A 22,749-nucleotide genomic window follows, 5' to 3' on the forward strand; every position below is an offset into this window, starting at 1 on the left:
TCCCGCCTGAACGGGACGCCGGGCAGACGATCCCGGGTGATCGGGACGCCGGGCCGGGCGTGTCGTTCGTGATCATGTGGGGCCGAGGCTCCAGATCCGGAGCGTGCCGTCCTCGTCCGCTCCGGTGACGGCGGTCCGGCCGTCCCGTTCCGTCAGCGCCAGCGTGCGGATCTCGCCGCCCTCCCCGGGGCCGAGCACGCCGAGGATCTCGCCGTCGTCGAGGTTCCACACGCGGACGATGACCTGGCCGCCCGCCGGGGCGTGGGCCACGGCGGCGATGGGCACGTCGCCGAGCCGGCCCGCGGCCAGTGCGGTGGCGCCCCGATCGTCCGGGCTCTGGTCGCTGAACTTCCACTTCTTCCTGCGCTTGCCGCTCGCCAGGTCGTAGACGCGCAGGGTGGCGTCCAGGTGGGTGGAGACCAGGACCGGCTTGCCCTTCAGCTCGCCGCAGGCCAGCAGTTCGATGCCGCCGATCTCGCCGGTGGGGAACGAGTGCTTCAGCCTCCCGTCGGCCAGCCGCCACACCCGGACCCGCTCGCCGCCGTCCCCCGTGACGAGCACGTCGTCCCCGCCCAGGCGGCCGAACGCCAGCCCGCGGATGCCCTGGAAGTGCTCGGTGACAGGGGTGCCGATCTGCTTGCCGGTGGAGACGTCCCACAGCCGTACGACGCTGTGCAGGTCCTTCATGCCGTCGTACTTCTCCGACACCGCGATCGCCCGGCTCGCGACCGTCACGGCGATGATCGGGTCGCCCGCCCGGTGGTTCGCGACGCTCTGCCCGTCCAGACCCCACAGCCTCATCCGGCCGTCACCGTGCCCGGAGGCCGCCACCTGCCGTCCGCCCAGGCTCCCCGCCGCCACCGATGTCACCCGCCCGCCGCCGTCGCCGAGCCGTACGACGGGCGCGCGCGTGTCCCACCCGAACACCACCCCCTTGGCGGTGCCGCACACGACGACACCCGCCGCGGCGGCCACGGCCGTGGGCTCCCCGGCGCCGCCCCCCGGCAGCTTGGCGGGGTCGGTGAGCGGCGTCCCGAACGGCTCCTCGCCCGCGGTGTTCCCACCGGAAGGGGACGGCGACGGGGCAGGGGACGTGGGGCCGCCCCTCGTCTGCCGCGGCGAGGTGCCGCCGGTCGGCTGTCGCGGTGAGCTGCCGCCCGTCGGCTCCGCCGGCTGGAACAGGCCGTTTCCCGGGCGGACCACGAACGCCAGCACACCCACGGCCGCCACGGCGGCGCCCCCGCCGATCAGCGCCCGCCGCCCGACCGCCCGGCCCCGCCGCGCCGTCCTCTCCGCCCCCGGCCCCGCGTCGTCCGAGGGCGAGCCACCGTTCCGCGGGCCGCCCTGGCGGATCAAGGCGCGTAACAGGTCGGTGGGGGCGGGGCGGAGCGAGGGATCCTTGGCCAGGCAGGAGCCTATCGGCCCCACCAGGTGGCCGGGCACGCCGTCCAGGTCGGGGAGCCCGCTCAGGATCCGGTTCAGCAGGACGGCCATGGAGCCCCCGCCGAACGGCGCGCGGCCGGTGGCGGCGAACACCATCGTCCCCGCCCAGCTGAACACGTCGGAAGCGGGCCCCACCCGCTCACCCCTGAACTGCTCGGGCGACATGTACGCGGGAGTCCCCACCACGCCCGACGTCCGCGTGGTCGCGTCGAGGGCCTTGGCGATGCCGAAGTCGATGACGATCGGCCCGTCGGGGCCCATCAGGACGTTGCCCGGCTTGAAGTCCCTGTGCACGATCCCCGCCTGGTGGATCGCGGCCAGCGCCGTCAGGGTGGAGATCGCCAGCCGGTCGAGGGCCCCGCCCGTGCGCGGCCCCGAGGAGAGGACGAGCGCCTGCAGGGTGTCGCCTGGAACGTACTCGCTGACGATGTACGGCCGCTCCTCCAGCATCCCCACATCCAGCACGGCGGCCGTGCAGAACGCGGCCACCCGCCGCGCCGTCTCCACCTCCCGCAGGAACCCCCGCGTGACGGTGACGTCCTGGGTGAGATGGCTGTGCAGCAGCTTGATGGCGACCTCGCGCCCCGAGTCGCCGACCCCCCGGTAGACCACTCCCTGCCCGCCGGACCCGAGCACCCCGAGGAGACGGTATCCGCCGATCCGCTCCGGATCGTCCGGCCGGAGCGGGCGCGCGTCTGGCATCCCGCCCCTCTCCGCAGCAGCAGTCGGACAGCATGAAGGTCGAGTCCGGCCGACCGCGACCCCGACACCACCGTACCGGGTAGGTTGTCCCTCCATGGAGGCACCCAGGAAGCACCCAGGCCGCGCGCTGATCACGGCCGCCGCCCTCATCGGGGCGGTGGCCTGCGCGGCCCCCACGCAGAGCGGCCCGGTGGCCCGCCCGTCCACCGCCCTTTCCAGCACGACGGCGTCGGCGAAGGTGCTCCCCGCGCCCGACGAGAAGATCCCGGGCACCGCCGCCCCGCTGGCCACGGCGCTGAAGAAGACCAGCGCCGCGCTCGACGACGCCATCGACGCCTGGACGAAGAAGGGCGAGCCGCCCGAGGACGTCGTGCTGCTGGCCCTGCACCACCAGCGCCTCTACCGCTACGCCGCCCGCCACCCCAAGGTCGCCTCCCGGGCCTTCGCCCGCCTGCCCTCCGCCCTCGCCGCCCAGGCCAAGGACAACACCAGGGCGATCCGCGAGCTGCTCGCCCTGGCCCACCCCATCAAGCCCAGCGCCACGTTCAAGACCCAGCCCGCCCGCCCCGCCGCCGAACTGCTCGGATACTTCAAGAAGGCCGAGCGCCGGTTCGGGGTGGAGTGGGAGGTGCTGGCGGCGGTGATGCTCGCGGAGACGAAGTTCGGCCGGGTCAAGTCCGACAGCCATGTCGGGGCGCAGGGTCCCATGCAGTTCATGCCGGCCACCTGGAAGGCGTACGGGCTGGGCGGCGACGTCCAGGACCCGCGCGACGCGGTCATGGGGGCGGCCAACTACCTCAAGGCCAGCGGCGCCCCCCGCGACTACCGCCGCGCGCTGCACGCCTACAACCCTTCGCAGGCGTACGTGAACGCGATCCTGCTGCACGCCCGCCAGATCAAGCGGGACCCGCGCGCCTACTACACCTACTACAACTGGCAGGTCTTCGTGCTCACCACGGCGGGCGAGCGCCGCCTGACCGGCCCTTAGGCCGCGGCCTTCAGGTCACGGCCCGCAGGTCATGCTCAGGTCACGGCCCTCAGGTCACGGCCCGAAGGTCGCGATCCAGCTTCCGCCGAGCGAGCCGCCCACGCAGACGAACTCGGAGGGACCGTCCGGGCCCATCCCCAGCCGCCCGCCCGCCTCGACGCACTGCTGGAGGGTGACGGAGCCCTCCGGGGAGGCGGCGAAGGCCGCTCCTCCCAGGGGGAGGGCGGCCAGCGCGGCGCCGGCGAGGAGAGCGGTGGCGAGATGACGCATCACAATGGTCCAATCACGTAGAGCGACCGATACGCCACCCTTCGTTGCCGGATCCAGCCCTAGCGAAACGTCCGCGCCCGTAAACGGATCACGCGTGGTCGGCGCGGCAGAGGGTCGGGGAGGCCGTCCGGGCCGTCCTCGATGGACGGCCCGGACCGGGGTCAGAAGTCGTACTCGTCGATGTTGGACTTGTCGAAGGTGAACGGCGGGCCGAGGATGATCTCGCCCTTGGCGCCGATCGTCCGCTCGCCCAGCTTGCCCGCGGTGAACTTCTCGCCCTCAGCGCCGGTGATCTGCCCGGAGGACAGCGCGGCGGCGGCGTACGCGGCGAGGTAGCCCAGGTCCTTGGGGTTCCACAGCGCGAACTTCGCGACCGTGCCGTCCTTGACGAACTTGCGCATCTGGTTCGGCGTGCCCAGCCCGGTCAGCGTGACCTTGCCCTTGTACTTGGAGCTGGAGATGTAACGCGCGGCGGCCGAGATGCCAACCGTGGTGGGGGAGATGATGCCCTTCAGGTCCGGGTAGGCCTGCAGCAGGCCCTGCGTCTGCTGGAAGGACTTCTGGTCGTCGTCGTCACCATAGGCGATCTTGACCAGCTTCATCTTGGCGTACTCGGGCTTCTTCAGCTCGTCCTGCATGAACGTGATCCAGGTGTTCTGGTTCGTGGCGTTCGCCGTCGCCGACAGGATCGCGATCTCGCCCTCGCCGCCGATCAGCTCCGACAGCAGGCGCACCTGGCTGCGGCCGACCTCCTCGGAGCTGGCCTGGTTGATGAAGATGTCGCGGCAGTCCTGGCTCGTGTCGGAGTCGTAGGCGACGATCTTGATGCCCTTGTCGCGGGCCTGCTGCAGCGGTCCGCACACCGCGTTGGGGTCGTTGGCGGCGATGAGGATGGCGTCCTGGCCCTGCTGGGCGAGGGTGTTGATGTAGGAGACCTGCGAGGAGGCGGAGGCGTCGGACGGCCCGACCTCCTTGGCCTCGGCCTTGAACTCCTTGGCCGCCTCGATGCCGGCGTTGTCGACGATGGTCTCGTACGGGTTGTTGATCGCCTTGGGCAGGAAGGCGAGCTTGAGTCCCTCCTTGAGGGGGGCGCCCGGGTTGGCGGAGGCCGACGCGGAGGCGGAGGCCGAGGCGGCGGGCGCCTGGCTCTGGACCGACTCCTTGGTGGTGCCGCCGCAGGCGGTCAGGCCGAAGGCCAGCACGCACGCCGTGGCGGTGAGCCCGGCGCGCGCGAATCGGGATCTTCTGCTCACTGGGGGAACCTTTCCTGGCGGGGGATTCAGGGGGTGAGGTCAGGCGTGGGCGGCCTGTCTTCGTGCGCGGGCCCGGCGGACGATCGTGATCAGCCGGGGCGTGAGGACCGAGATGATCAGCAGCAGGCCGGTGACGACGGCCTGGATCTCGGTGGTGACGTCGTTGAGCATGAGCAGGTTGCGCAGCACCCCGATGAGCAGCACGCCGGCGATGACGCCGCCGAGCGTGCCCTTGCCGCCGTCGAAGTCCACGCCGCCGAGCAGCACGGCGGCGATGACGGTGAGTTCGAGCCCGGCGCCGTTGTCGGCCCTGGCACTGCCGTAGCGCAGCGTGAACACGATCCCGGCGAACGCCGCCACCAGCCCCGACACCGTGAACAGCCAGAGCTTGACCCGCTTGACCTGGATCCCGGCGAAGAACGCGGCGTCCTCGGAACTGCCGATCGCGAACAACGAACGCCCGAACCCGGTCGAGTGCAGCACCAGCGCCGTCACCACCGCCAGCACCGCGAAGAACGCCACGGGGATCGGGATCGGCGTGCCGGGCACGTCACCGGTCAGGGCGGTGTACGAGGGCGGGAACTGGGAGATCGCGCCGGTGCCGAGCACCACGTACGCCAGCCCCCGATAGAGCGTCAGCGTGCCGATGGTGACGGCCAGCGACGGCAGCCCAAGCCGGGTCACCAGCAGCCCGTTGACCAGCCCGCACACCACCCCGGTCACCAGCACCAGCGGGACGATGGTCTCGAACGGCATCCCGGCGTCCCACAGGTACCCGGTCAGCGCGCTGGCCAGCCCGAGCACCGACGCGACCGACAGATCGACCTGCCCGCACACGACCAGCAGCGTCATCGGCAGCGCGATCAACGCGATCTCGCTCAGGTCGTTCAGCGCGAAGGACAGGTTGCCGGCGTTGCCGAAGTTCGGGTCGGCGCCGAGGCCGCCGAAGAAGACCACGAGGAGCAGGGCGGTGACGACGACGTCCCACCGGACGAATCGGCCCAGATCAAGCTGCATGGCGGGCGCCCCTCCTGCGCAGGACCCTGGTCATCCGCAGCGCGAGCAGCCGGTCCACGCTGATCGCGAGCAGCAGCAGGAGGCCGATCAGCGCGTCCTGCCAGAACGAGTTGACCTTGAGGACGACCAGCACGCTGCCGATCGTGGTGAGCAGCAGCGCGCCGAGCGCGGCGCCGTACACGGTGCCGACGCCGCCGACGATGGCCACGCCGCCCACCACGACGGCACTGACCACCTTCAGCTCCCAGCCGTGCGCGTTGTCGGCGATCACGGTCCCGAACCTGGCCAGCCACAACACCCCGCCGACGCCGGCGAGCAGCCCGCTCACCACGTACGCGGTCAGCACCCTGCGCCGGATCGGCACCCCCGCCAGCCGGGCGGCCTCAGGGCTGGAGCCGATCGCGTAGAACTCCCGGCCCGACGGATAGGAGCGCAGGTAGTAGCCGACGGCCAGCATCACCAGAACCGCGATCATCGGCAGGTAGGGGACGCCGAGCACGTTGCCGCTGCCCAGGTCCAGCAGCGACTGGGGCACGTCGGCGGCGTTGATCTGCCGGCCGTGCGCGAGGTAGTGGTCCAGGCCCTGGATGACGTACAGGGTGCCCAGGGTGACGACCAGCGCCGGCACCCCGCACAGGCTCACCAGCAGGCCGTTGACCAGGCCGCACGCCACGCCGATGGCCAGCCCGGCCAGCATCGCGAGCGGCAGGCCTGCGCCCTGGCCCGAGACGAGGTCACCGGTGACGAACGCGACCAGCCCGACGACCGACCCGACCGACAGGTCGATGTTGCGGGTGATGACCACGAGCGTCTGCCCGATCGCCAGCAGCGCCAGGATCGAGGCGTTGAGGAAGATGTCCTCGACGCCCTGGACGGACAGGAAGCTCGGGTTGGCGATCGCGGTGGCGGCCACCAGCACGACGAGCACGCCCAGGATGCTCAGCTCCCTGGCCCGAAGCACCAGGTCGAGCAGCCCTCGCTCGCCTTCCGGTTTCGTCCGCGCCGAGGGGGCGGTGCTCAGCGCCGTCATGCGACTTCCTTCCCGCGCCGCCCGGTGGCGGCGGTCATCACCGACTCCTCGGTGGCCTCGCTCCCCGGCAGCTCGGCGGCCAGCCGGCCCTCGTGCATGACCAGGATCCGGTCGGCCATGGCCAGCACCTCCGGCAGGTCCGAGGAGATCATGAGCACGGCCAGGCCCTGCCCGGCCAGCTCCGACAACAACCGGTGCACCTCGGCCTTGGTGCCGACGTCGATGCCGCGGGTGGGCTCGTCCACGATCAGCACGGCCGGGTCGGTGGCCAGCCACTTGGCCAGCACGAGCTTCTGCTGGTTGCCGCCGGACAACACGCCCGCGGCGTCGTCGGTCCTGCCGTACTTGAGCTGGAAGCGCACCGCCCAGTCCCGGGCGTTGGCCCGTTCGAGCGCGCGCGAGATGAACGGCCCCCTGCGCAGCGCGCGCAGGCGGGTCAGCCCCAGGTTGCGCTCGATCGACATCTCCAAGATCAGTCCCTGCTGGCGGCGGTCCTCGGGGACGAGCGCCAGCCCCGCCCCCATCGCCGAGATGGGGCTGCCGGGCCGCAGCCGCCGCCCGTTCACCTCGGCCCAGCCCGCGTCGGGCCGGTCGACGCCGAAGATCGCCCTGGCCACCTCGGTGCGGCCCGCGCCGACCAGCCCGGCCAGCGCGACGATCTCGCCGCGCCGCACCTCGAACGACACGTCGGCGAACGCGCCCTCCCTGGTCAGCCGCGACACCTTCAGCGCCACCTCGCCGGGGGCGACCTGCTGCTTGGGGTAGAGGTCGAGCTCCCGGCCGACCATCCGGTTGACCAGGTCGCCGGCCGTCAGCCCCTCGACCGGCTCACTGGCCACCCACCGCCCGTCGCGCAAGGTGGTGACCCGCTGGCAGAGCTCGAAGATCTCCTCCAGCCGGTGCGAGATGAACAGCAGCGCGCAGCCCTGCTCCCGCAGCGCCCTGACCACCGAGAACAGCCGCGCGGTCTCCTGCGCGGTGAGCGCGGCGGTCGGCTCGTCCATGATCAGCACCTTGGCGTCGCGCGAGATGGCCTTGGCGATCTCCACGACCTGCTGGTCGGCGATGGACAGCCCGCGCGCGGGCCGGCGCGGGTCGAGTCCGACGCCCAGCCGCGCGAACAGCTCCGCGCCCCGGGCGTGCATGCTCTTCCTGTCGATCCTGCCCAGGCCGGCGCGTGGTTGCCGGCCCATGAAGATGTTCTCGGCCACCGACAGGTCGGGGAAGAGCGTCGGCTCCTGGTAGATGACCGCGATCCCGGCGTGCTGGGCGTCGGCGGGCCCGTGGAAGACCACCGGCTCGCCGTTCAGCAGGATCTGCCCGGAGTCGGGCCTGTGCACGCCGGCGAACGTCTTGACCAGGGTGGACTTGCCCGCCCCGTTCTCGCCCGCCAGGGCGTGCACCTCGCCCGCGTACAGCTCCAGGCTCACGCCCTCCAGAGCGCGCACCGCGCCGAACGCCTTGCTCACCTCGACCAGCGCCAGCACCGGCGCCGGGTCGCTCACCTGACAGTTCCTGCTTTCATGTCATATGCCCTTCACGTAAAAAACGTTTTACGTTTGGCCGCCTGCCCGGACCGTAGAATGCGCGCGCTCCGCTCGTCAAGGCTTCGGGGAGCGGCGAGTTCTTGGGCTTGACACGTTTTAAGGGCGTTGGCTCGGGAACCGCCTCACGACAGGGCCCGGGCGGCGTGCACGAGCGGCACGTGGCTGAACGCCTGGGGGAAGTTGCCGACCAGGCGGCCGTAGCGGGGGTCGTACTCTTCCGCCAGCAGCCCCACGTCGTTGCGCAGCGCCAGCAGGCGCTCGAACAGGTCCCGCGCCTCCTCCTTGCGGCCCTGCATCGCCATGACCTCCACCAGCCAGAAGCTGCACGCCAGGAACGCGCCCTCGCCGCCCGGCAGGCCGTCCACGTCGTTGTCGGCGGCGATGGGGTATCGCAGCACGAAGCCGTCCGCCATGAGCTCCTTCTCGATCGCCGCGATGGTGCCCGTCACCCTGGGGTCGTCCACGGGCAGGAAGCCCACGATGGGGAGCATCAGCAGCGACGCGTCCAGCTCCGAGGAGCCGTACGACTGGGTGAAGGTGTTGCGCTGCTGGTCGTAGCCCTTCTCGCAGATCTCCGCGTGCACGATGTCGCGCAGCGTGCGCCACTTCTCCACCGGCCCGGTACGCCCGAAGTTCTCCACGTACTTGACGGCCCGGTCGAGCGCCGCCCAGCACATCACCTTGGAGTGCACGAAGTGGCGGCGCGGGCCGCGCACCTCCCACAGGCCCTCGTCCGGCTCGTCCCAGTGGTCCTCCACGTAGTCGAGGAGCTGGCGCTGGATGGTCCACGCCCGGTCGTCGGCCGGCAGGCCGCGCCCGCGCGAGACGTAGAGGCAGTTCATCACCTCGCCGTACACGTCGAGCTGGAGCTGCCTGACCGCCTCGTTGCCGATCCGCACGGGACGGGAGTCCTCGTAGCCGTCCAGCCAGTCCAGGCGCAGCTCGGGCAGGCGGCGTTCGCCGGCGACGCCGTACATGATCTGCAGGTCCTGGGGCCGGCCGGCGATCGCGCGCAGCAGCCACGCCCGCCAGTCGGCCGCCTCCTCCAGGTAGCCGGAGCTGATCAGCGCGTCGAGCGTCATCGTCGCGTCGCGCAGCCAGCAGAAGCGGTAGTCCCAGTTGCGCACCCCGCCCAGGTCCTCCGGCAGGGACGTGGTCGGCGCGGCCACGATGCCGCCGGTCGGGGAGTACGTGAGGCCCTTCAGGGTGATCAGCGACCGGACCACGGCCTCCCGGTACGGCCCCTCGTAGGTGCACTTCGCCACCCACTCCGCCCAGAACGACTCCGTCTCGTGGAGCTGGTCCTCGCACTCGATCCGCGTCGGCATCGGCTCCTGCGAGGGATGCCAGGTGAACACGAACGGCAGCCGGTCGCCCTCCTTGACGGTGAAGGTCGCCCGGTGGGCGTAGTCACCGCCCTTGAGCGGCACGGGGGAGTGCAGCCAGACCGAGTCGGGCCCGCCGATGGCCTGCAGGTGCCCGTTGGTACGCCGCACCCACGGCACGATGCGCCCGTAGTCGAAGCGCACCCGTAGCTGCGTGGAGACCTCCACGGTCCCGGAGACGCCCTCGACGATGCGCACCACGTCGGGGTTGCGGTCACGCGGCGGCATGAAGTCGATCACGCGGACAGTGCCCGTGGGCGTGTCCCACTCGCTCTCCAGGATGAGCGTGTCAGGGCGGTAACGGCGTCGTGTGGCCGGCTTCCTGCCCGTCGGCCCGAGCCACCAGTGCCCGTTGCGCTCGCTGCCGAGCAGCGCCGCGAAACACGACGGCGAGTCGAACCTGGGCAGGCAGAGCCAGTCGATCGAACCGTCCCGCGCCACGAGCGCGGCCGACTGCATGTCTCCGATCAGGGCGTAATCCTCGATCCGCATGCCTAGACGCTACTCGGACGAGGGGTGATCCCGTGACCGGGTCGATCATGTCGCGTCATGCCGACCCGGTCTACGGGATCACGTCAGAGGGAACCAGCGGGTGAACAGCTGCGTCAACGGCCCGATGGCCAGCGCGAACACCAGCGTCCCCACGCCCACGGTGCCGCCCAGCAGCCAGCCGGCGATCAGCACGGTGACCTCGATGAGCAGGCGCGCGAGCCGTACCGAGAGGCCGAGCCTGACCAGGCCGGTCATGATGCCGTCGCGGGGTCCCGGGCCCATGCCGGCTCCGATGTAGAGCACGGTCGCCAGCGCGATGGCGGTGACGCCGAGCGCCACGTACAGGGACTGGACCGCCAGGTTGTGCGGGGTGGGCAGGAGGAAGATCGCGGCGTCGGCGAACAGGCCGAGGAACAGCACGTTGCTGACCGTCCCGAGGCCCGGTTTCTGCTTCAGCGGGATCCAGAGCAGCATCACCAGGGCGCCCACTGCGATGATGACCGTCCCGATGGACAGACCGGCCTTCAGGCCCAGGCCCTGGTGGAAGACGTCCCAGGGGTCGTTGCCCAGCCCCGACTCGACCTGCAGGCCGATGCCGCCGCCGTACACCGCCAGGCCGCCGTAGAGGCGGAGGAGGCGGGCGGGCATGGATCTCAGCCTCGGGGCGGTCGTTTCGCTCATAATGGCCCTAGAATGGACCTCGCCAACTTGCCAAACCAGGGCCAATCACGAAAAGTGGCCTTATGAGGCATATGTCGGCGATGCAGGTGGCCCGGCTGGTCAAGGCGGATCCGGCCGCGCGCCCGTACTACCGCGCGCTCGCCGACGGCGTACGTGACCTGATCATGGACGGCCAGCTCCCGGTACGCGTCCGCATGCCCGCCGAGCGCCACCTGGCCGAGACGCTCAAGGTCAGCCGCACCACCGTGACCTCCGCCTACGACCTGCTGCGCGAGCGCGGCTACCTGGAGAGCCGGCAGGGCTCAGGAAGCTGGACCGCCCTGCCCGACCCGGCCACCTCCGCCGACAACCCGTGGCTCAACTCCGACGGCGACGGCTTCCTCCAGCTCCAGGCCGCCGCCCCGCCCGCCTCCACGTCCCTGATCGCCGCCATGACGCGGGCGGTCGAGGACCTTCCCCGATACGGCATGGGCAACGGCTACGACCCCATGGGCCTGCCGGTGCTCAGGGAGCGGATCGCCGCCCGCTACACCGCCAGGGGAGTGGCCACCAGGCCCGAGCAGATCCTCGTCACCACCGGCTCCCAGCACGCCATCCAGCTCGTCATGGGCCTGCTCGTCGGGGCCGGGGACCCGGTGCTGGTGGAGTCGCCGACGTACCCGCACGCCCTCGACGTCGCCCGGCACCGCGGCGCGCGCATCGTCCCGGTCGGGATCTCCCGCGAGGGCTGGCAGCCGGACCTCGTCGCCGGCGCCATGCGCCAGTCCGGAGCCCGCCTGGCCTACCTCATGCCCGACTTCCAGAACCCGACCGGCGCCCTCATGCCGGACCCGGTCCGCGCCGCCGTCGTCAGGGCCGCCCGCCGGTCCGACACGCTGCTGCTGGTGGACGAGACCTGGTCGGAGCTGGCGCTGGAGGAGGTCCCCGAGACCGCCCCGATGGCGGCCTTCGACACCGACAGCCGCGTGATCAGCGTCGGCTCGGCGTCCAAACTGTGGTGGGGCGGGCTCCGCATCGGCTGGGTCCGCGCCACCGCCGCCCTGACCCGCCGCCTGGCCATGTTCCGCGCGTCTGTGGACATCGCCAGTCCGGTGCTGGAGCAACTCGCGGTGGCGCACCTGTTCGACCGCCTGGAGGAAACCCGCGCGGAACGCCGCCGCACCCTCCGCGCCTCCCGCGACGCCCTGGCCTCCGGCCTGCGCGAGCACCTGCCCGAGTGGACGTTCACCCCGCCCCGCGGCGGCGGCATGCTCTGGGTCCGCCTGAACGGCATCGGCTCGACCGCCCTCACGGAAGCGGCCCTGCACCACGGCGTACGCCTCGCGCCCGGCCCCTGGTTCGGCCTGGAAGGCACCCTGGAGGGCTACCTCCGCCTCCCGTTCACCCAGCCCCCCGCCGTCCTGACGGAAGCCGTCCCCCGCCTCCGCGCCGCCCACCACCACGGCCCCCTCGGCCCACCCCACCCCTCAGACTCGCTCATCGCGATGGTGTGAGGGGGCTATCCGCGTCCCTCACCCCCGAGCCCCCTGGCCAGGGGCGCGCGCCAGTTGCGGCGCATGGCCGCGATCCGGAGCCCGAAGGCCAGCACCGCCGCCGCCAGCGTCGCCGGCCACCCGTGCAGCGCGTACGCCCACAGCCCCGCCATCGCCCCCGACCCCAGCATGGCCGGCACCGCGTAGAGCTGCCGGTCGTACAGGAGTGTCGGGATCTCCCCGGCCAGCACGTCGCGCAACATGCCCCCGCCGATCCCCGTCGTGACCCCCAGGAGCGCCGCGTGCAGAGGGCTGAGCCCGTACTCCAGGGCCTTCTCGGTCCCGACCGCGCAGAACAGCCCGAGCCCGGCCGCGTCCAGCACCAGGATGGCCGGCATCACCCGCGCCACGTGCGGATGCCAGAAGAAGACGATCACCGTCGCCACCACCGGCACCAGCACGTAGCCCAGGCTCTGGAAGGCGGCGGGACGCACGTTCAGGATGAGGTCGCGGATGACGCCCCCGCCCAGCGCGGTCATCTCGGCCAGCATCCCCATCCCGACCACGTCGAGCCGCTTGCGCACACCCATGAGCGCGCCGGACAACGCGAAGACGAAGATGCCGGCCAGGTCGAGAAGTTCGGACACTCGCCCATGTCTATCGCATGGCCGGTTCGTGGTGCTCGGCCATCATCACCCGCAGCCGCCGCGTGAACATGAACAGCGCCACCCCGGCCACGACCGCCATCGCCGCCAGCACCAGGTAGTACATCGGCTCGGACAACACCCGGTTGAGCCGCCCCGTCTGCCCGCCCACCGCGTCGCCCACCGACAGCGCGATGAACCAGATCCCCAGCATCTGCCCCTTGAACGCCTCGGGCGCCAGCTTCGTCGTCACCGACAACCCGACCGGGCTCAGCGACAACTCCCCGAACACCTGGATCAGGTAGACCAGCACCAGCCACCACACCGACACCCGCCCGGCCCCGGCCAGCCACGCCGCCAGGGCCATGACCACGAAACTCAGACCCACCACGACCAGCGCGAACGCGAACTTCTGCGGCGTGCTCACCCGCGTGCCGAGCCGCATCCACAGGGCCGCGAACACCGGCACGAAGATCATGATGAACAGCGGGTTGAACGACTGCGTCGTCGCGGCCTGGATCGGGACGCCGAACAACGACAGGTCCGTGTGGTCGGCGGCGAAGAACAGCAGCTTGCTGGGCGCCAGGTCGTACAACATCCAGAAGACGGCCGCCGCCACGAACAACCAGATGTAGGCCTTCATCCGGATGCGCTCGTCCTCGGTCAGGTCGTGGCTGCCCAGCATGATGTAGGCGAAGTAGGCGATCGGCACGAGCAGGATGACCACGGTGATCGCCACGGTGAGCCGGTCGATCGTGAGCGTGCCGGTCGCCGCCCACACGCCCAGCGCGATCACGATCAGCGCCGCGCCGAGGGCGGCGAAGCGGCCGAAGCGGCGGCGTTCGCGCGGGGTCAGGCGCAGGCTGGGGTGCTCGCCGACGCCGCTCAGGTTGCGGCCGCCCCAGAGGTACTGGAGCAGGCCCAGCGCCATGCCGACCGCCGCCGCGCCGAACCCCAGGTGCCAGCGGTCGCCGGCGGCCAGCCAGCCCACCACGATGGGCGCGAAGAAGGCGCCCAGGTTGATGCCCAGGTAGAACAGTGAGAACCCGGCGTCCCTGCGCCCGTCGTCGCCTTCCGGGTAGAGGCGGCCGACCATGACGGCGATGTTCGGCTTGAGCAGGCCGGTGCCGGTGATGATCAGCGCCAGCCCCAGCCACACGAAGAACGGCGACGTCACCGGGATCGCCATGCTGATGTGCCCGAGCATGATGACGAACGCGCCCCAGGCCACCGACCTGCGCGCCCCGAGGATGCGGTCCGCGATCCACCCGCCGGGCAGCGCCACCAGGTAGATGAGCGCCCCGTAGACGCCGACGACCGCCTGGGACGTCTCCTGCGACAGGCCCAGGCCCTGGTGCGCCGGGGACGTCGCCATGAACGTGGCCAGGATCGCCCGCAGCCCGTACCAGGAGAACCGCTCCCACATCTCGGTGCCGAACAGGGTGGCCAGGCCCCAGGGGTGCCCGAAGAAGGTCCTGTCACTCATGCCCCGCCCCCCGACGACACGCTGCGCATCCGTCCGCATACTCTACGTCAATACGGATGCAGATCTTTCTTTCCCAGCACTTGCCGCTGCCCCGGGGGTGTGGTGCGATGCATGCCATTCATGCAAGTGAATACTGACTGGAGGCGGGCGCCATGGCCGAAGTCCTCGAAGTCCGGGCCGAGATCGCGCGTCAGATCACCGGCCGAACCGTCTGCGAGCAGCTCAAACGGGCGGCGGAAGAACACCACGACGCACCGGCCTACTCCGATCCGGAAGGCGACGGCTGGCGTACGCTCACCTACGGTCAGGCCCGCCGCCGGGTGCTCGAGATCGCGGCGGGGTTCGCCGCGCTCGGGCTCGAACCAGGCGAGGCCGTGGCCCTCATGATGGTCAACCGGAGCGAGCACGTCCTGGCCGACCTCGGCGCGGTGCACGCGGGCGGCGTCGGCTGCACGGTCTACTCGACGTTCGCCTCCGACCAGATCGCGTTCGTCGCCGCCGACGTCGGCGCGAGGTACGCCGTGCTCGGCGGCCCGGCCGAACTGGCCCGCTGGGAGCCGGTGCTCGACCGGCTGGACGGCCTGCGCAGGATCATCATGCTGGACGGCGCGCCCGCCGGCGACCGCTTCATGAGCTGGGCCGACTTCCTCGCCTTAGGCCGCGAACGCCTGGACGCCGACCCCGCCCCGGTCGAGGCCCGCTGCGCGGCCGTCGCCCCCGGCGACGTGGCCACCGTCCTCTACACCTCCGGCACCACCGGCGCACCCAAGGGCGTGCCGCTCACCCACGCCAACATCTTCTACGAGGTCGCCGCCACCGACCGCATCACCTCGCTGCCCATGCGGGGCACGCAGATCTCCTACCTCACCTACGCCCACATCGCCGAGCGCGTGCTCAGCCTCTACCTGCCGCTGGTCAAGGTCTCGCACGTGCACTTCTGCACCGACCTGGGCAACCTGGGCGCGACGCTGGGGCAGGTCAGGCCGATGATGTTCTTCGGCGTGCCGCGGGTGTGGGAGAAGATGATGGCCCGCCTGCTCGCCATCCTCGCCACTCAGTCGGAGGAGCAGCAGACCGCCGTACGCCAGGCCATGGACGCGGGCGTCGCCTACGTCGAGGCCGGCCAGTACGGCCACACCGTCACCCCCGACATCCAGACCGCCTACGAGAAGGCCGACGCCTCGCTCCTGTCGGTCATCCGCGGCATGATCGGCTTCGACCGCGCCGAATGGACCGCCACCGGCGCCGCGCCGCTGCCCGCCGAGGTCCAGCGCTTCTACGCCGGGCTCGGGCTCAAGGTCATCGACGTGTACGGCATGACGGAGACGACCGGCGCCTTCACCGGCAACAGCCCCGCCTGCTACCGCCTCGGCAGCGTCGGCAGGGCCGAGCCCGGCGTCGAGATCCGCATCGCGGAGGACGGCGAGATCCTCACCCGCAGCCCCCTCAACACCGGCGGCTACCTCAACCGTCCCGAGGCCACCGCCGAACTCCTCGACGACGGCGGCTGGCTGCACACCGGCGACATCGGCACGGTCGACGAGGACGGCTTCTACCGCGTCGTGGACCGCAAGAAGGAGCTGATCATCACCGCCGGCGGCGAGAACATCTCCCCGGCCGAGATCGAGGGCCACCTCAAGGAGCACACTCTCGTCGGCCAGGCCCTCGCCTACGGCGACAACCGCCCGCATCCGGTGGCCGTGCTGACGCTGGACGCGGACACGGCGCCCGGCTGGGCCTCGGCCCGCGGCATCGCCTTCGCCTCCCTGGCCGAGCTCGCCGAGCATCCCGAGATCCTCAAGGAGGTGGAGACGGCCGTGCAGGCCGCCAACGACAAGCTGGCCAGGGTGCAGCAGGTGAAGAGGTGGGCGCTGCTCGGCGTGGAGTGGACGGCCGAGACCGAGGAGCTCACGCCGAGCCTGAAGCTGAAGAGGCGGATCATCCACACGAAGTACGCCGACATCATCGAGGCGCTGTACATGAGGTGAGCCTGGCTGGGCCTGATATGAGCTGGGCCGGGTTTTGCCATTCGTGGCGTGTGTTGGGGTCCTGGCCATTACCGGACGGTTCCTACCGTCTCGATCATGACCAGAAGTCTTCTTCTCGTCTCGCTCGCGGCGGGGTCGCTCACGGTGCCCGCACCTGCTGCCTCCGCCGCGACCGAGCCCGCCATCCGCTCCATCACCGTACGCCCCGTGGATCCCGTGGTCGGGGCTGAGGGTTCCGTACGCCTGGTGATCGATGTGATCGCCAAGGGCGCACGAGGCAAGGACGGCGTCACCGTCAAGGTCGAACCCGGCGCTCCACCGGTTCAGCAACCGGCCCAGCAACCAGTCCAGCAACCAGTCCAGCACCCGGTCCGGCCGCCGGCCCACCCACAGTGGGCACCGCCGGTCGCCCAACCCGCAGAACCTCCGGCTCAGGCGCCGGTCCGGCCGCCGGCCAAGCCGCCCGCCCAGGCTCCGGCCAAGCCACCCGCCGAACCGGCCGCCCAGGCTCCGGGGCAGGCAGCCGCCCGGCCGCCCGTCCAGGGACAGGCGCCCGCCGAGCCTCTCGTCAAGCCGCCCGCCCAGCCACCGGTGCTGGCGCCGGGCCAGACCCCGGCCGAGGCCCCGGCCGAGGCCCCGGCTCTCACCGCGGCGCAGGCGGCGGCTCCAGAGCCGGATGTCGCCCCCGCCACGGTCCCGTCCCGGGCCACCGGCGCCGCGCCATCGGCTCCGGCGCCGGTCGGCGAGGTGGTGTCCCCTCTGAACCCGCAGGAGGACGCGTCGAACCCGCGGCAGGTCCCGGCCGCCGCGGACGCGACCGCTCCCAAGGTCAGCGTCCCCGAGGCGCTCCCACCGCGCCTGGTATGGCGCCAGGCGCCGGACCCGGCGTTCCGGATGACGGACGGCTGGCAGACCTGGCGCTTCCTGCCGGACAAACGACTGAACCGCTTCTACCCCGCGGGCACGTGGACGATCACCGCCACGGCCAAGGGCCTGAACGGGACGACCGTCACGCAGTACGCGTCCTTCGAGCTCAAGCGTGAGACCAAATTCTCGGAGGTGCGCGCGGAGAAGTCGGCCCGTGCCGACGGCGTACGAGTGCGGGGCTCGCTGACGCGCGTGGACCCGCGCGGCCTGACGGACTTCGGCCCGTTCGCCAAGCAGCGGCTGGAGATCCTCTGGCGCCGGGACGAGTCCTCGGCCTGGGAGCGAGTCGGGGAGACGCGTACGGACGCGGCCGGCGGCTTCGTCAGCACGATCGGGGGCCACCTGGACGGTCAGTGGCGCGTCCGCTACCCCGGAACCGGGCATTACGCACCAGAAGTATCTAAATCACAACAAATCACTCAATAGTCAGCCATAAAGGCCGCGTTAAACATCATCACTTCGGCTGTTGCGGAATCGTGATCGGCTTTACCGCAACTTTTCCATACCCTTACGCGTCATTGGCGTTGATGTGCCCCGGCTTGGGGTGCGTTTTCCAGACGGGGAAGGAATTGCGATTTTGATGATGCGACGTCTAGCCGCCGGCCTGGCGGCTGCGGCCCTGGGCGCGACGGTGCTGGCCAGCGCCGCTTCGCCCGCGTTCGCCGACGAGCCGAACGGCCTGGACCCGGATGTCGCGGGCGGCCACACGAGCCTCTCGTTCGACGCAAACCCGGAGCCCGCGTGGCGCGGCAGGCCCATCACCCTTGAGGGCAAGCTGTCCGTGGAGTGCGAAGAGGACTACATCAGCGGCTTCGTGTCGGTCCTCCACTCCGACCGCTGCAAGAAGCAGGAGACCTGGCACCGCCTGGCCTGGAAGCGGATCGTCATCCTCTTCCAGCCGGACGGCAGCGGCCGCTGGGAGCACGTGGACACGATCCGCACCAGCGGCAAGGGCTACTTCGGCCTGAAGGTGCCCGCCCGCTCGTCGGGTACGTGGCGCGCGGTGTTCGAGGGCAGCAAGTACCTGTCTCCCTCGGAGGGCAAGGACTACCTCAGGGTCGTCGGCCGCCGTCACTAGTCACATCCGAACGCCCGGCCACTCCAGGCCGGGCGTTCGCCCTGTCCGGATTGGCATGTCCGGACTATTTAGGAGGACACGGAGATCTGAACCCGGTGGTGCTCCGGACTCTCCGCCTCATCCACCAGCGCCACCGCCAGATCCGCGTAGGAGAAGGCCGGATCCCCCTGCGGCACCCGCCCGTCCCCGAAGCGATACCGCCCGGTCCTGGGAGCCTCGGTGTCCAGCATCACGGGCGGCGGCGCGACGACCACCCAGTCGAGCCCCGACTTCTCCAGCACTTCCAGCTCCACGGCATGCCCCAGCGAGAACGTACGCGCATCGTCGGGAAAGCCCGGGGTGTCCACGAGCCGCACTCCGGGTGAGACCTCCAGCAGGCTCCCGATGCCGAGCGCCACCAGCCGCGACACCCCGGCCCGCCCCAGCCCTTCCACGAGCGCGCGGGAGGCCGCCCCGTAGAACTCCGCCGACGACATGTCCAGCCGCGCCGCGACCTGCACCGCCACGTCGTGCCCCGCCGCCGTCTCCGCCACGCTGCCGCCGTCGGTGACGTCCCCTGCGACCACCCGCACCCGTTCCCCGCCCAGCCCCGCGTGCTTCGCCGGCTCGCGCACCACGGCCGTCACCTCATGCCCCCGCCCGGCTGCCTCGGCGACCACCTTCACCCCGGCCCGCCCACCGGCCCCGAACACCACGATCCTGCTCATGTCACACACTCCGTCCGCCCGGCGGGCCGGACCACCCGGCCGCCTCCGCAGACGGTAAAGGGCGACATATCGCTTTCCGCAACGATAGTTACCTACGATGACGGGATGGCCGAGCCCCTCGATCCGGACATGTTCACCGGGTGCCCCCCGGTCGCCGCGCCGATCCGCATAGGCGACAAATGGACCGCGAAGATCATCCGCTGCCTGGAGACGGGCCCCAGGCGCTTCACCGAACTGCAGTCGGTGCTACGCGGCATCACCCCGAAGGTCCTCACCGAGTCCCTGCGCGCCATGGAACGCGACGGATTCCTCACCCGCACCCCGTACGCCGAGATCCCGCCGCGCGTCGAGTACGAGCTCACCGGCCTCGGCCGTACCCTGCTGGAACCCATGAACGCCGGCTGCGAGTGGTCACGCAAACACCTGGCCGACCTGATCCACGCCCGCGACGCCTGGCAGGCCCCGGCTCCCTAGGTCGGACACGCCCCGGTCTCACATCTTGCGAACAAGGAATCGATCTAGGGAAGAATGTGTTGTCGTGCCATGAAGAGCCGGATTTTGGGGGCTGCCCGACAGCCGTCGTAGTCTGGCCCTCTGGCGAACGGAAGAGGAGGTGACGCCCCATGTTGCGAGACTCGTTCGGACGGGTGGCGACAGATCTTCGGGTGTCCCTCACGGACAAGTGCAACCTGCGCTGCACGTACTGCATGCCCCCCGAGGGCCTTGACTGGCTCCCGAACGCCCAGCTCCTCACCGCCGACGAGATCGTCCGCCTCGTGACGATCGGCGTCGAGCGCCTCGGCATCGACGAGGTCCGCTACACCGGCGGCGAACCCCTCCTCAGACGCGAACTGGTCGACATCGTCGGCCGCACCACGACCCTGACCCCGAAGCCCCAGGTCTCCCTCACCACGAACGGCATCGGCCTGGCCCGCCTGGCCGAGCCGCTGGCCGCCGCCGGGCTCGACCGGGTCAACGTCTCCCTCGACACGCTCGACCCTGGCACGTTCAAGCGGCTCGCCCACCGTGACAGGCACGCCGACGTGATCGACGGGCTCGCCGCCGCCGACGGCGCGGGCCTGCGCCCCGTCAAGGTGAACGCGGTGCTGATGCGCGGCGTCAACGACCACGAGGCCGCGTCGTTGTTGCGCTGGAGCCTCGACCAGGGCTACGAGCTGCGCTTCATCGAACAGATGCCGCTCGACGCCCAGCACGGCTGGAGCCGCGACAACATGGTCACCGCCGACGAGATCCTCCAGCTCCTGTCCGGCTCCTTCGACCTCACGCCCGACGACCGGGAGGAGCGCGGCAGCGCCCCGGCCGAGCGGTTCCTCGTGGACGGGGGGCCCGCCAGGGTCGGGGTGATCGGCTCGGTGACACGGCCGTTCTGCGGGGCGTGCGACCGGGTCAGGCTCACCGCCGACGGCCAGGTGCGCAACTGCCTGTTCGCCACCGAGGAGTCCGACCTGAAGACGCCGATGCGCGACGGGGCCTCCGACGAGGAACTGGCCGAGCGTTGGCTGGTCGCCGTGTCACGCAAACGCGCAGGACACGGCATCGACGACCCCTCATTCCTCCAGCCCGCCCGCCCCATGTCCGCCATCGGCGGCTGAGCGGGTCGGCGCGGCATGCCCGCCGGAGCCTCACCAGGGCAAGCACCGTCCTATGACGCGCCCTATGACGCCGTCATCCTGGCCGGTGGCCGGGCCCGCCGTCTGGGCGGGGCCGACAAGCCGGGTCTCACCGTGGGCGGCAGATCCCTGGTCGAGCACGTCCTGGCGGCCGTCGCGACCGCCCGCCGATCGATCGTGGCGGGCCCGGAACGTCCCATCCCCGGGGCGATGTTCGTCCGCGAGGACCCGCCGGGGAGCGGCCCCGTGCCGGCCCTGACCGCCGGGCTGACCCAGGTGACGGCCCCATGGCTGGTGCTGCTGGCGGGCGACCTGCCCTTCATGACGAAGGGACACGTCAGGGCCCTGCTCAACGCGGCGCGAGAGGCGGCGGGCGGCGTGGTGCTGCTCGACGACGGCGGGCGCGAGCAGTGGCTGGCCGGCGCGTGGCCGGCCGCCGAGCTGAAGGGGGCGCTGGCGGCTTACGACGGCCGCTCGCTCAAGGGCCTGCTCACTCCCTTGGTACGCGTCCGCCTGACGTTGCCAGGACGTCCCTGGTTCGACTGCGACACAATGGACGACCTAGAGGAGGCCCGCATGAACGTGCTCAACGAATGGACCATCCTGGCCTGCGAGGAGCTGGGCATCGACCCGGCCCGCGTGGACCGCGACCAGATCCTCGACCTGACCAAGGAGGTCGCCCACGGGGTCGCCAGGCCGGCCGCGCCGCTCACCGCGTACCTGCTGGGCCTCGCCCAGGGAGCGGGCACCGCGCCCGAGGACGCCGTCGCGAAACTGACCACATTGGCGAAAAACTGGGGGGAAACCGCCTCGGAGACGCTGACAGACGGCTGACACTCGAACGAACTCTTGAAGTCAAGCCCGGCCCCGCCTGAAGATTTCCTGGGAATAACGAGGCGGGGGCGAGTGTAAACGATTTCGGGAAAGCCGTCCTATCAGACTCCGGGGACGGCCCGAACTGATCAATGCGCCGGCTGAGAAAAGGGCGACGCCGGGTGGTTACGGGGGCAAACCACCCGGCGTCGCTTCATCGGCGTTCCGACGGGGGCCCGGAACGCCGGCACCAGCACTCCGACGGGGGACCGGAGCGCTTGGCTAAAGCGTACACCTACAACCCATGGGATGCGTCAAGACTTAGTCACGACCCGATCTCGCGTCGATGCAGCGGTATCTCGGTTTGGTTAGCTTCGGGGGACTGAAAGGTAGGTGGGGGGGCAGGTTTGCCCCTCTCATTGGCCCCGATTACCGCTATGTATGGCAAAAACACGGCCGCGGCGATGAACAGCAGCCGGTACGGCCACGGAACTGGTACGACGACCGCCAGGATCAGGCAGATCGTGCGGATCCCCATCTTGATGAGGTAGCTGATCTCGCGCTTGTGGATGTCGGCCGTCAGCGACGGCTTGGCGTCCGTGACCTGGTGGACGTCCGTTTTCTTGCGCCACCCCTTCATACCTCCCAAGGTAGACCTCGGATGCTCCGGGCGCGACGGCAGCCCCGTCGGCGGACGGGGGTCATGCGATCATGGCCTTCGAGTAAGGAGGATGTGGAGATGACGGATCGTACGTACCGGGTCACCGAGATAGTCGGCACGTCGGGAGAAAGCGTCGACCAAGCCATCCGCAACGGCCTCAAGAGGGCCTCGGAGACGCTGCGCCACCTCGACTGGTTCGAGGTGACGGAGATCCGCGGGCACATGGACACGGGGGAGGTCGCGCACTTCCAGGTCGGCATGAAGGTGGGCTTCCGCCTCGAAGACTCCTGACCGCTCCGCCGCGCCAGGGCGGTGACGAACACCTGCGCCACCGCCCTGACCGCCACGCTGACCACCAGGCTGACCACCAGGCTGACCGCCACGCTGAAGCGCACGCTGAACGCCACCGCGCCGCTGCGGTGACCATCGCACCGGCTGCTGCGCCACAGTCCTGACCGCTACGCCACCGCGCCACCGTCCTGGCCCCGGTGCCACGCCTGACCGCCTGATCGCTGTGTCGGCGCTCTGATCGCC

21 protein-coding genes are annotated in these 22,749 nt (G+C 70.9%); 9 read left to right on the forward strand and 12 right to left on the reverse strand.

The window, feature by feature from the left end; genetic code table 11:
- Positions 1-72 precede the first annotated feature (72 nt).
- A complete protein-coding gene (locus tag ACFPZ3_RS31975) occupies positions 73-2,145 on the reverse strand; it encodes a WD40 repeat domain-containing serine/threonine protein kinase (RefSeq protein WP_379518012.1) in 2,073 nt (690 codons plus the stop codon).
- A gap of 94 nt (positions 2,146-2,239) precedes the next feature.
- On the opposite strand from ACFPZ3_RS31975, the gene ACFPZ3_RS31980 reads away from it, so the two are divergent.
- Positions 2,240-3,133, forward strand: coding sequence for a lytic transglycosylase domain-containing protein (locus ACFPZ3_RS31980; protein WP_379518013.1), 894 nt, complete (start codon positions 2,240-2,242; stop codon positions 3,131-3,133).
- A gap of 54 nt (positions 3,134-3,187) precedes the next feature.
- Here the strand turns inward: ACFPZ3_RS31980 and ACFPZ3_RS31985 are convergent, their stop codons facing one another.
- The 7 genes from ACFPZ3_RS31985 to yczE all read right to left on the reverse strand — a co-directional run bounded on the left by ACFPZ3_RS31985 (position 3,188) and on the right by yczE (position 10,808).
- A complete protein-coding gene (locus tag ACFPZ3_RS31985) occupies positions 3,188-3,403 on the reverse strand; it encodes a hypothetical protein (protein ID WP_379518014.1) in 216 nt (71 codons plus the stop codon).
- A 161-nt stretch (positions 3,404-3,564) separates the two neighbouring features.
- Positions 3,565-4,656: a rhamnose ABC transporter substrate-binding protein gene (rhaS, locus tag ACFPZ3_RS31990; RefSeq protein ID WP_379518015.1), complete on the reverse strand. Its 1,092-nt coding sequence runs from the start codon at positions 4,654-4,656 to the stop codon at positions 3,565-3,567.
- Positions 4,657-4,695: 39 nt separating this feature from the next.
- Positions 4,696-5,673 carry an ABC transporter permease gene (locus ACFPZ3_RS31995; protein ID WP_379518016.1) on the reverse strand — a complete coding sequence of 326 codons (978 nt, stop codon included), beginning with the start codon at positions 5,671-5,673 and terminating at the stop codon, positions 4,696-4,698.
- Positions 5,663-6,703, reverse strand: a complete 1,041-nt coding sequence (locus ACFPZ3_RS32000; RefSeq protein WP_379518017.1) for an ABC transporter permease — start codon at positions 6,701-6,703, stop codon at positions 5,663-5,665. Before ACFPZ3_RS32000 ends, ACFPZ3_RS31995 begins: the two co-directional genes overlap by 11 nt.
- Entirely contained in the window at positions 6,700-8,208 is a 1,509-nt protein-coding gene (locus tag ACFPZ3_RS32005) for a sugar ABC transporter ATP-binding protein (RefSeq protein WP_379518018.1), read from the reverse strand. The genes ACFPZ3_RS32000 and ACFPZ3_RS32005 overlap by 4 nt, the downstream gene beginning before the upstream one ends.
- A 164-nt stretch (positions 8,209-8,372) precedes the next feature.
- Positions 8,373-10,127, reverse strand: coding sequence for a glycoside hydrolase family 15 protein (locus ACFPZ3_RS32010; RefSeq protein WP_379518019.1), 1,755 nt, complete (start codon positions 10,125-10,127; stop codon positions 8,373-8,375).
- Positions 10,128-10,205: 78 nt separating this feature from the next.
- The gene (gene yczE / locus ACFPZ3_RS32015) at positions 10,206-10,808 is read right to left on the reverse strand and encodes a membrane protein YczE (RefSeq protein ID WP_379518020.1); all 603 of its coding nucleotides are present in this window, start codon (positions 10,806-10,808) and stop codon (positions 10,206-10,208) included.
- Between the two features lie 62 nt (positions 10,809-10,870).
- On the opposite strand from yczE, the gene yczR reads away from it, so the two are divergent.
- Positions 10,871-12,301, forward strand: coding sequence for a MocR-like transcription factor YczR (gene yczR, locus ACFPZ3_RS32020; protein ID WP_379518021.1), 1,431 nt, complete (start codon positions 10,871-10,873; stop codon positions 12,299-12,301).
- A gap of 5 nt (positions 12,302-12,306) precedes the next feature.
- Here the strand turns inward: yczR and ACFPZ3_RS32025 are convergent, their stop codons facing one another.
- Together ACFPZ3_RS32025 and ACFPZ3_RS32030 are read right to left on the reverse strand one after the other, a co-directional pair.
- The gene (locus ACFPZ3_RS32025; protein ID WP_379518022.1) at positions 12,307-12,927 is read right to left on the reverse strand and encodes a trimeric intracellular cation channel family protein; all 621 of its coding nucleotides are present in this window, start codon (positions 12,925-12,927) and stop codon (positions 12,307-12,309) included.
- A gap of 10 nt (positions 12,928-12,937) precedes the next feature.
- Positions 12,938-14,410, reverse strand: a complete 1,473-nt coding sequence (locus ACFPZ3_RS32030; protein ID WP_379518023.1) for a peptide MFS transporter — start codon at positions 14,408-14,410, stop codon at positions 12,938-12,940.
- A gap of 152 nt (positions 14,411-14,562) precedes the next feature.
- Here ACFPZ3_RS32030 and ACFPZ3_RS32035 point away from each other — a divergent pair, with 152 nt between their 5' ends.
- The 3 genes from ACFPZ3_RS32035 to ACFPZ3_RS32045 all read left to right on the forward strand — a co-directional run bounded on the left by ACFPZ3_RS32035 (position 14,563) and on the right by ACFPZ3_RS32045 (position 18,403).
- A complete protein-coding gene (locus tag ACFPZ3_RS32035; RefSeq protein WP_379518024.1) occupies positions 14,563-16,398 on the forward strand; it encodes an AMP-dependent synthetase/ligase in 1,836 nt (611 codons plus the stop codon).
- A gap of 96 nt (positions 16,399-16,494) precedes the next feature.
- On the forward strand, positions 16,495-17,751 hold the full coding sequence (locus ACFPZ3_RS32040) for a hypothetical protein (protein WP_379518025.1): 1,257 nt from the start codon (positions 16,495-16,497) through the stop codon (positions 17,749-17,751).
- A gap of 154 nt (positions 17,752-17,905) precedes the next feature.
- A complete protein-coding gene (locus ACFPZ3_RS32045; protein ID WP_379518026.1) occupies positions 17,906-18,403 on the forward strand; it encodes a hypothetical protein in 498 nt (165 codons plus the stop codon).
- A 68-nt stretch (positions 18,404-18,471) separates the two neighbouring features.
- Here ACFPZ3_RS32045 and ACFPZ3_RS32050 read toward each other — a convergent pair whose 3' ends face one another.
- The gene (locus tag ACFPZ3_RS32050) at positions 18,472-19,110 is read right to left on the reverse strand and encodes an NAD(P)-dependent oxidoreductase (RefSeq protein WP_379518027.1); all 639 of its coding nucleotides are present in this window, start codon (positions 19,108-19,110) and stop codon (positions 18,472-18,474) included.
- A gap of 105 nt (positions 19,111-19,215) precedes the next feature.
- Between ACFPZ3_RS32050 and ACFPZ3_RS32055 the strand changes: the two genes are divergently transcribed.
- The 3 genes from ACFPZ3_RS32055 to ACFPZ3_RS32065 all read left to right on the forward strand — a co-directional run bounded on the left by ACFPZ3_RS32055 (position 19,216) and on the right by ACFPZ3_RS32065 (position 21,575).
- The gene (locus ACFPZ3_RS32055) at positions 19,216-19,584 is read left to right on the forward strand and encodes a winged helix-turn-helix transcriptional regulator (protein ID WP_379518028.1); all 369 of its coding nucleotides are present in this window, start codon (positions 19,216-19,218) and stop codon (positions 19,582-19,584) included.
- Between the two features lie 149 nt (positions 19,585-19,733).
- A complete protein-coding gene (moaA, locus tag ACFPZ3_RS32060; RefSeq protein WP_379518029.1) occupies positions 19,734-20,723 on the forward strand; it encodes a GTP 3',8-cyclase MoaA in 990 nt (329 codons plus the stop codon).
- Between the two features lie 15 nt (positions 20,724-20,738).
- Positions 20,739-21,575, forward strand: coding sequence for an NTP transferase domain-containing protein (locus ACFPZ3_RS32065; protein WP_379518030.1), 837 nt, complete (start codon positions 20,739-20,741; stop codon positions 21,573-21,575).
- Between the two features lie 304 nt (positions 21,576-21,879).
- On the opposite strand, the gene ACFPZ3_RS32070 is transcribed toward ACFPZ3_RS32065, so the two are convergent.
- Positions 21,880-22,194 (reverse strand): DUF3099 domain-containing protein, encoded by a 315-nt coding sequence (locus ACFPZ3_RS32070; RefSeq protein WP_379518031.1) that lies wholly within the window; start codon positions 22,192-22,194, stop codon positions 21,880-21,882.
- A gap of 99 nt (positions 22,195-22,293) precedes the next feature.
- On the opposite strand from ACFPZ3_RS32070, the gene ACFPZ3_RS32075 reads away from it, so the two are divergent.
- Complete coding sequence (locus ACFPZ3_RS32075; RefSeq protein WP_379518032.1) at positions 22,294-22,506, forward strand: dodecin; 213 nt, start codon at positions 22,294-22,296, stop codon at positions 22,504-22,506.
- Positions 22,507-22,749: the final 243 nt, after the last annotated feature.

The organism is Nonomuraea insulae, from assembly GCF_042656245.1.

Coding starts and splice junctions, on each gene's coding strand:
- ACFPZ3_RS31975 (WP_379518012.1), bottom strand. CDS start 2,145: ATGCCAGACGCGCGCCCGCTCCGGCCGGACGATCCGGAGCGGATCGGC.
- ACFPZ3_RS31980 (WP_379518013.1), top strand. CDS start 2,240: ATGGAGGCACCCAGGAAGCACCCAGGCCGCGCGCTGATCACGGCCGCC.
- ACFPZ3_RS31985 (WP_379518014.1), bottom strand. CDS start 3,403: ATGCGTCATCTCGCCACCGCTCTCCTCGCCGGCGCCGCGCTGGCCGCC.
- ACFPZ3_RS31995 (WP_379518016.1), bottom strand. CDS start 5,673: ATGCAGCTTGATCTGGGCCGATTCGTCCGGTGGGACGTCGTCGTCACC.
- ACFPZ3_RS32000 (WP_379518017.1), bottom strand. CDS start 6,703: ATGACGGCGCTGAGCACCGCCCCCTCGGCGCGGACGAAACCGGAAGGC.
- ACFPZ3_RS32010 (WP_379518019.1), bottom strand. CDS start 10,127: ATGCGGATCGAGGATTACGCCCTGATCGGAGACATGCAGTCGGCCGCG.
- yczE (WP_379518020.1), bottom strand. CDS start 10,808: ATGAGCGAAACGACCGCCCCGAGGCTGAGATCCATGCCCGCCCGCCTC.
- yczR (WP_379518021.1), top strand. CDS start 10,871: ATGAGGCATATGTCGGCGATGCAGGTGGCCCGGCTGGTCAAGGCGGAT.
- ACFPZ3_RS32030 (WP_379518023.1), bottom strand. CDS start 14,410: ATGAGTGACAGGACCTTCTTCGGGCACCCCTGGGGCCTGGCCACCCTG.
- ACFPZ3_RS32035 (WP_379518024.1), top strand. CDS start 14,563: ATGGCCGAAGTCCTCGAAGTCCGGGCCGAGATCGCGCGTCAGATCACC.
- ACFPZ3_RS32040 (WP_379518025.1), top strand. CDS start 16,495: ATGACCAGAAGTCTTCTTCTCGTCTCGCTCGCGGCGGGGTCGCTCACG.
- ACFPZ3_RS32045 (WP_379518026.1), top strand. CDS start 17,906: ATGATGCGACGTCTAGCCGCCGGCCTGGCGGCTGCGGCCCTGGGCGCG.
- ACFPZ3_RS32050 (WP_379518027.1), bottom strand. CDS start 19,110: ATGAGCAGGATCGTGGTGTTCGGGGCCGGTGGGCGGGCCGGGGTGAAG.
- ACFPZ3_RS32055 (WP_379518028.1), top strand. CDS start 19,216: ATGGCCGAGCCCCTCGATCCGGACATGTTCACCGGGTGCCCCCCGGTC.
- moaA (WP_379518029.1), top strand. CDS start 19,734: ATGTTGCGAGACTCGTTCGGACGGGTGGCGACAGATCTTCGGGTGTCC.
- ACFPZ3_RS32065 (WP_379518030.1), top strand. CDS start 20,739: ATGCCCGCCGGAGCCTCACCAGGGCAAGCACCGTCCTATGACGCGCCC.
- ACFPZ3_RS32070 (WP_379518031.1), bottom strand. CDS start 22,194: ATGAAGGGGTGGCGCAAGAAAACGGACGTCCACCAGGTCACGGACGCC.
- ACFPZ3_RS32075 (WP_379518032.1), top strand. CDS start 22,294: ATGACGGATCGTACGTACCGGGTCACCGAGATAGTCGGCACGTCGGGA.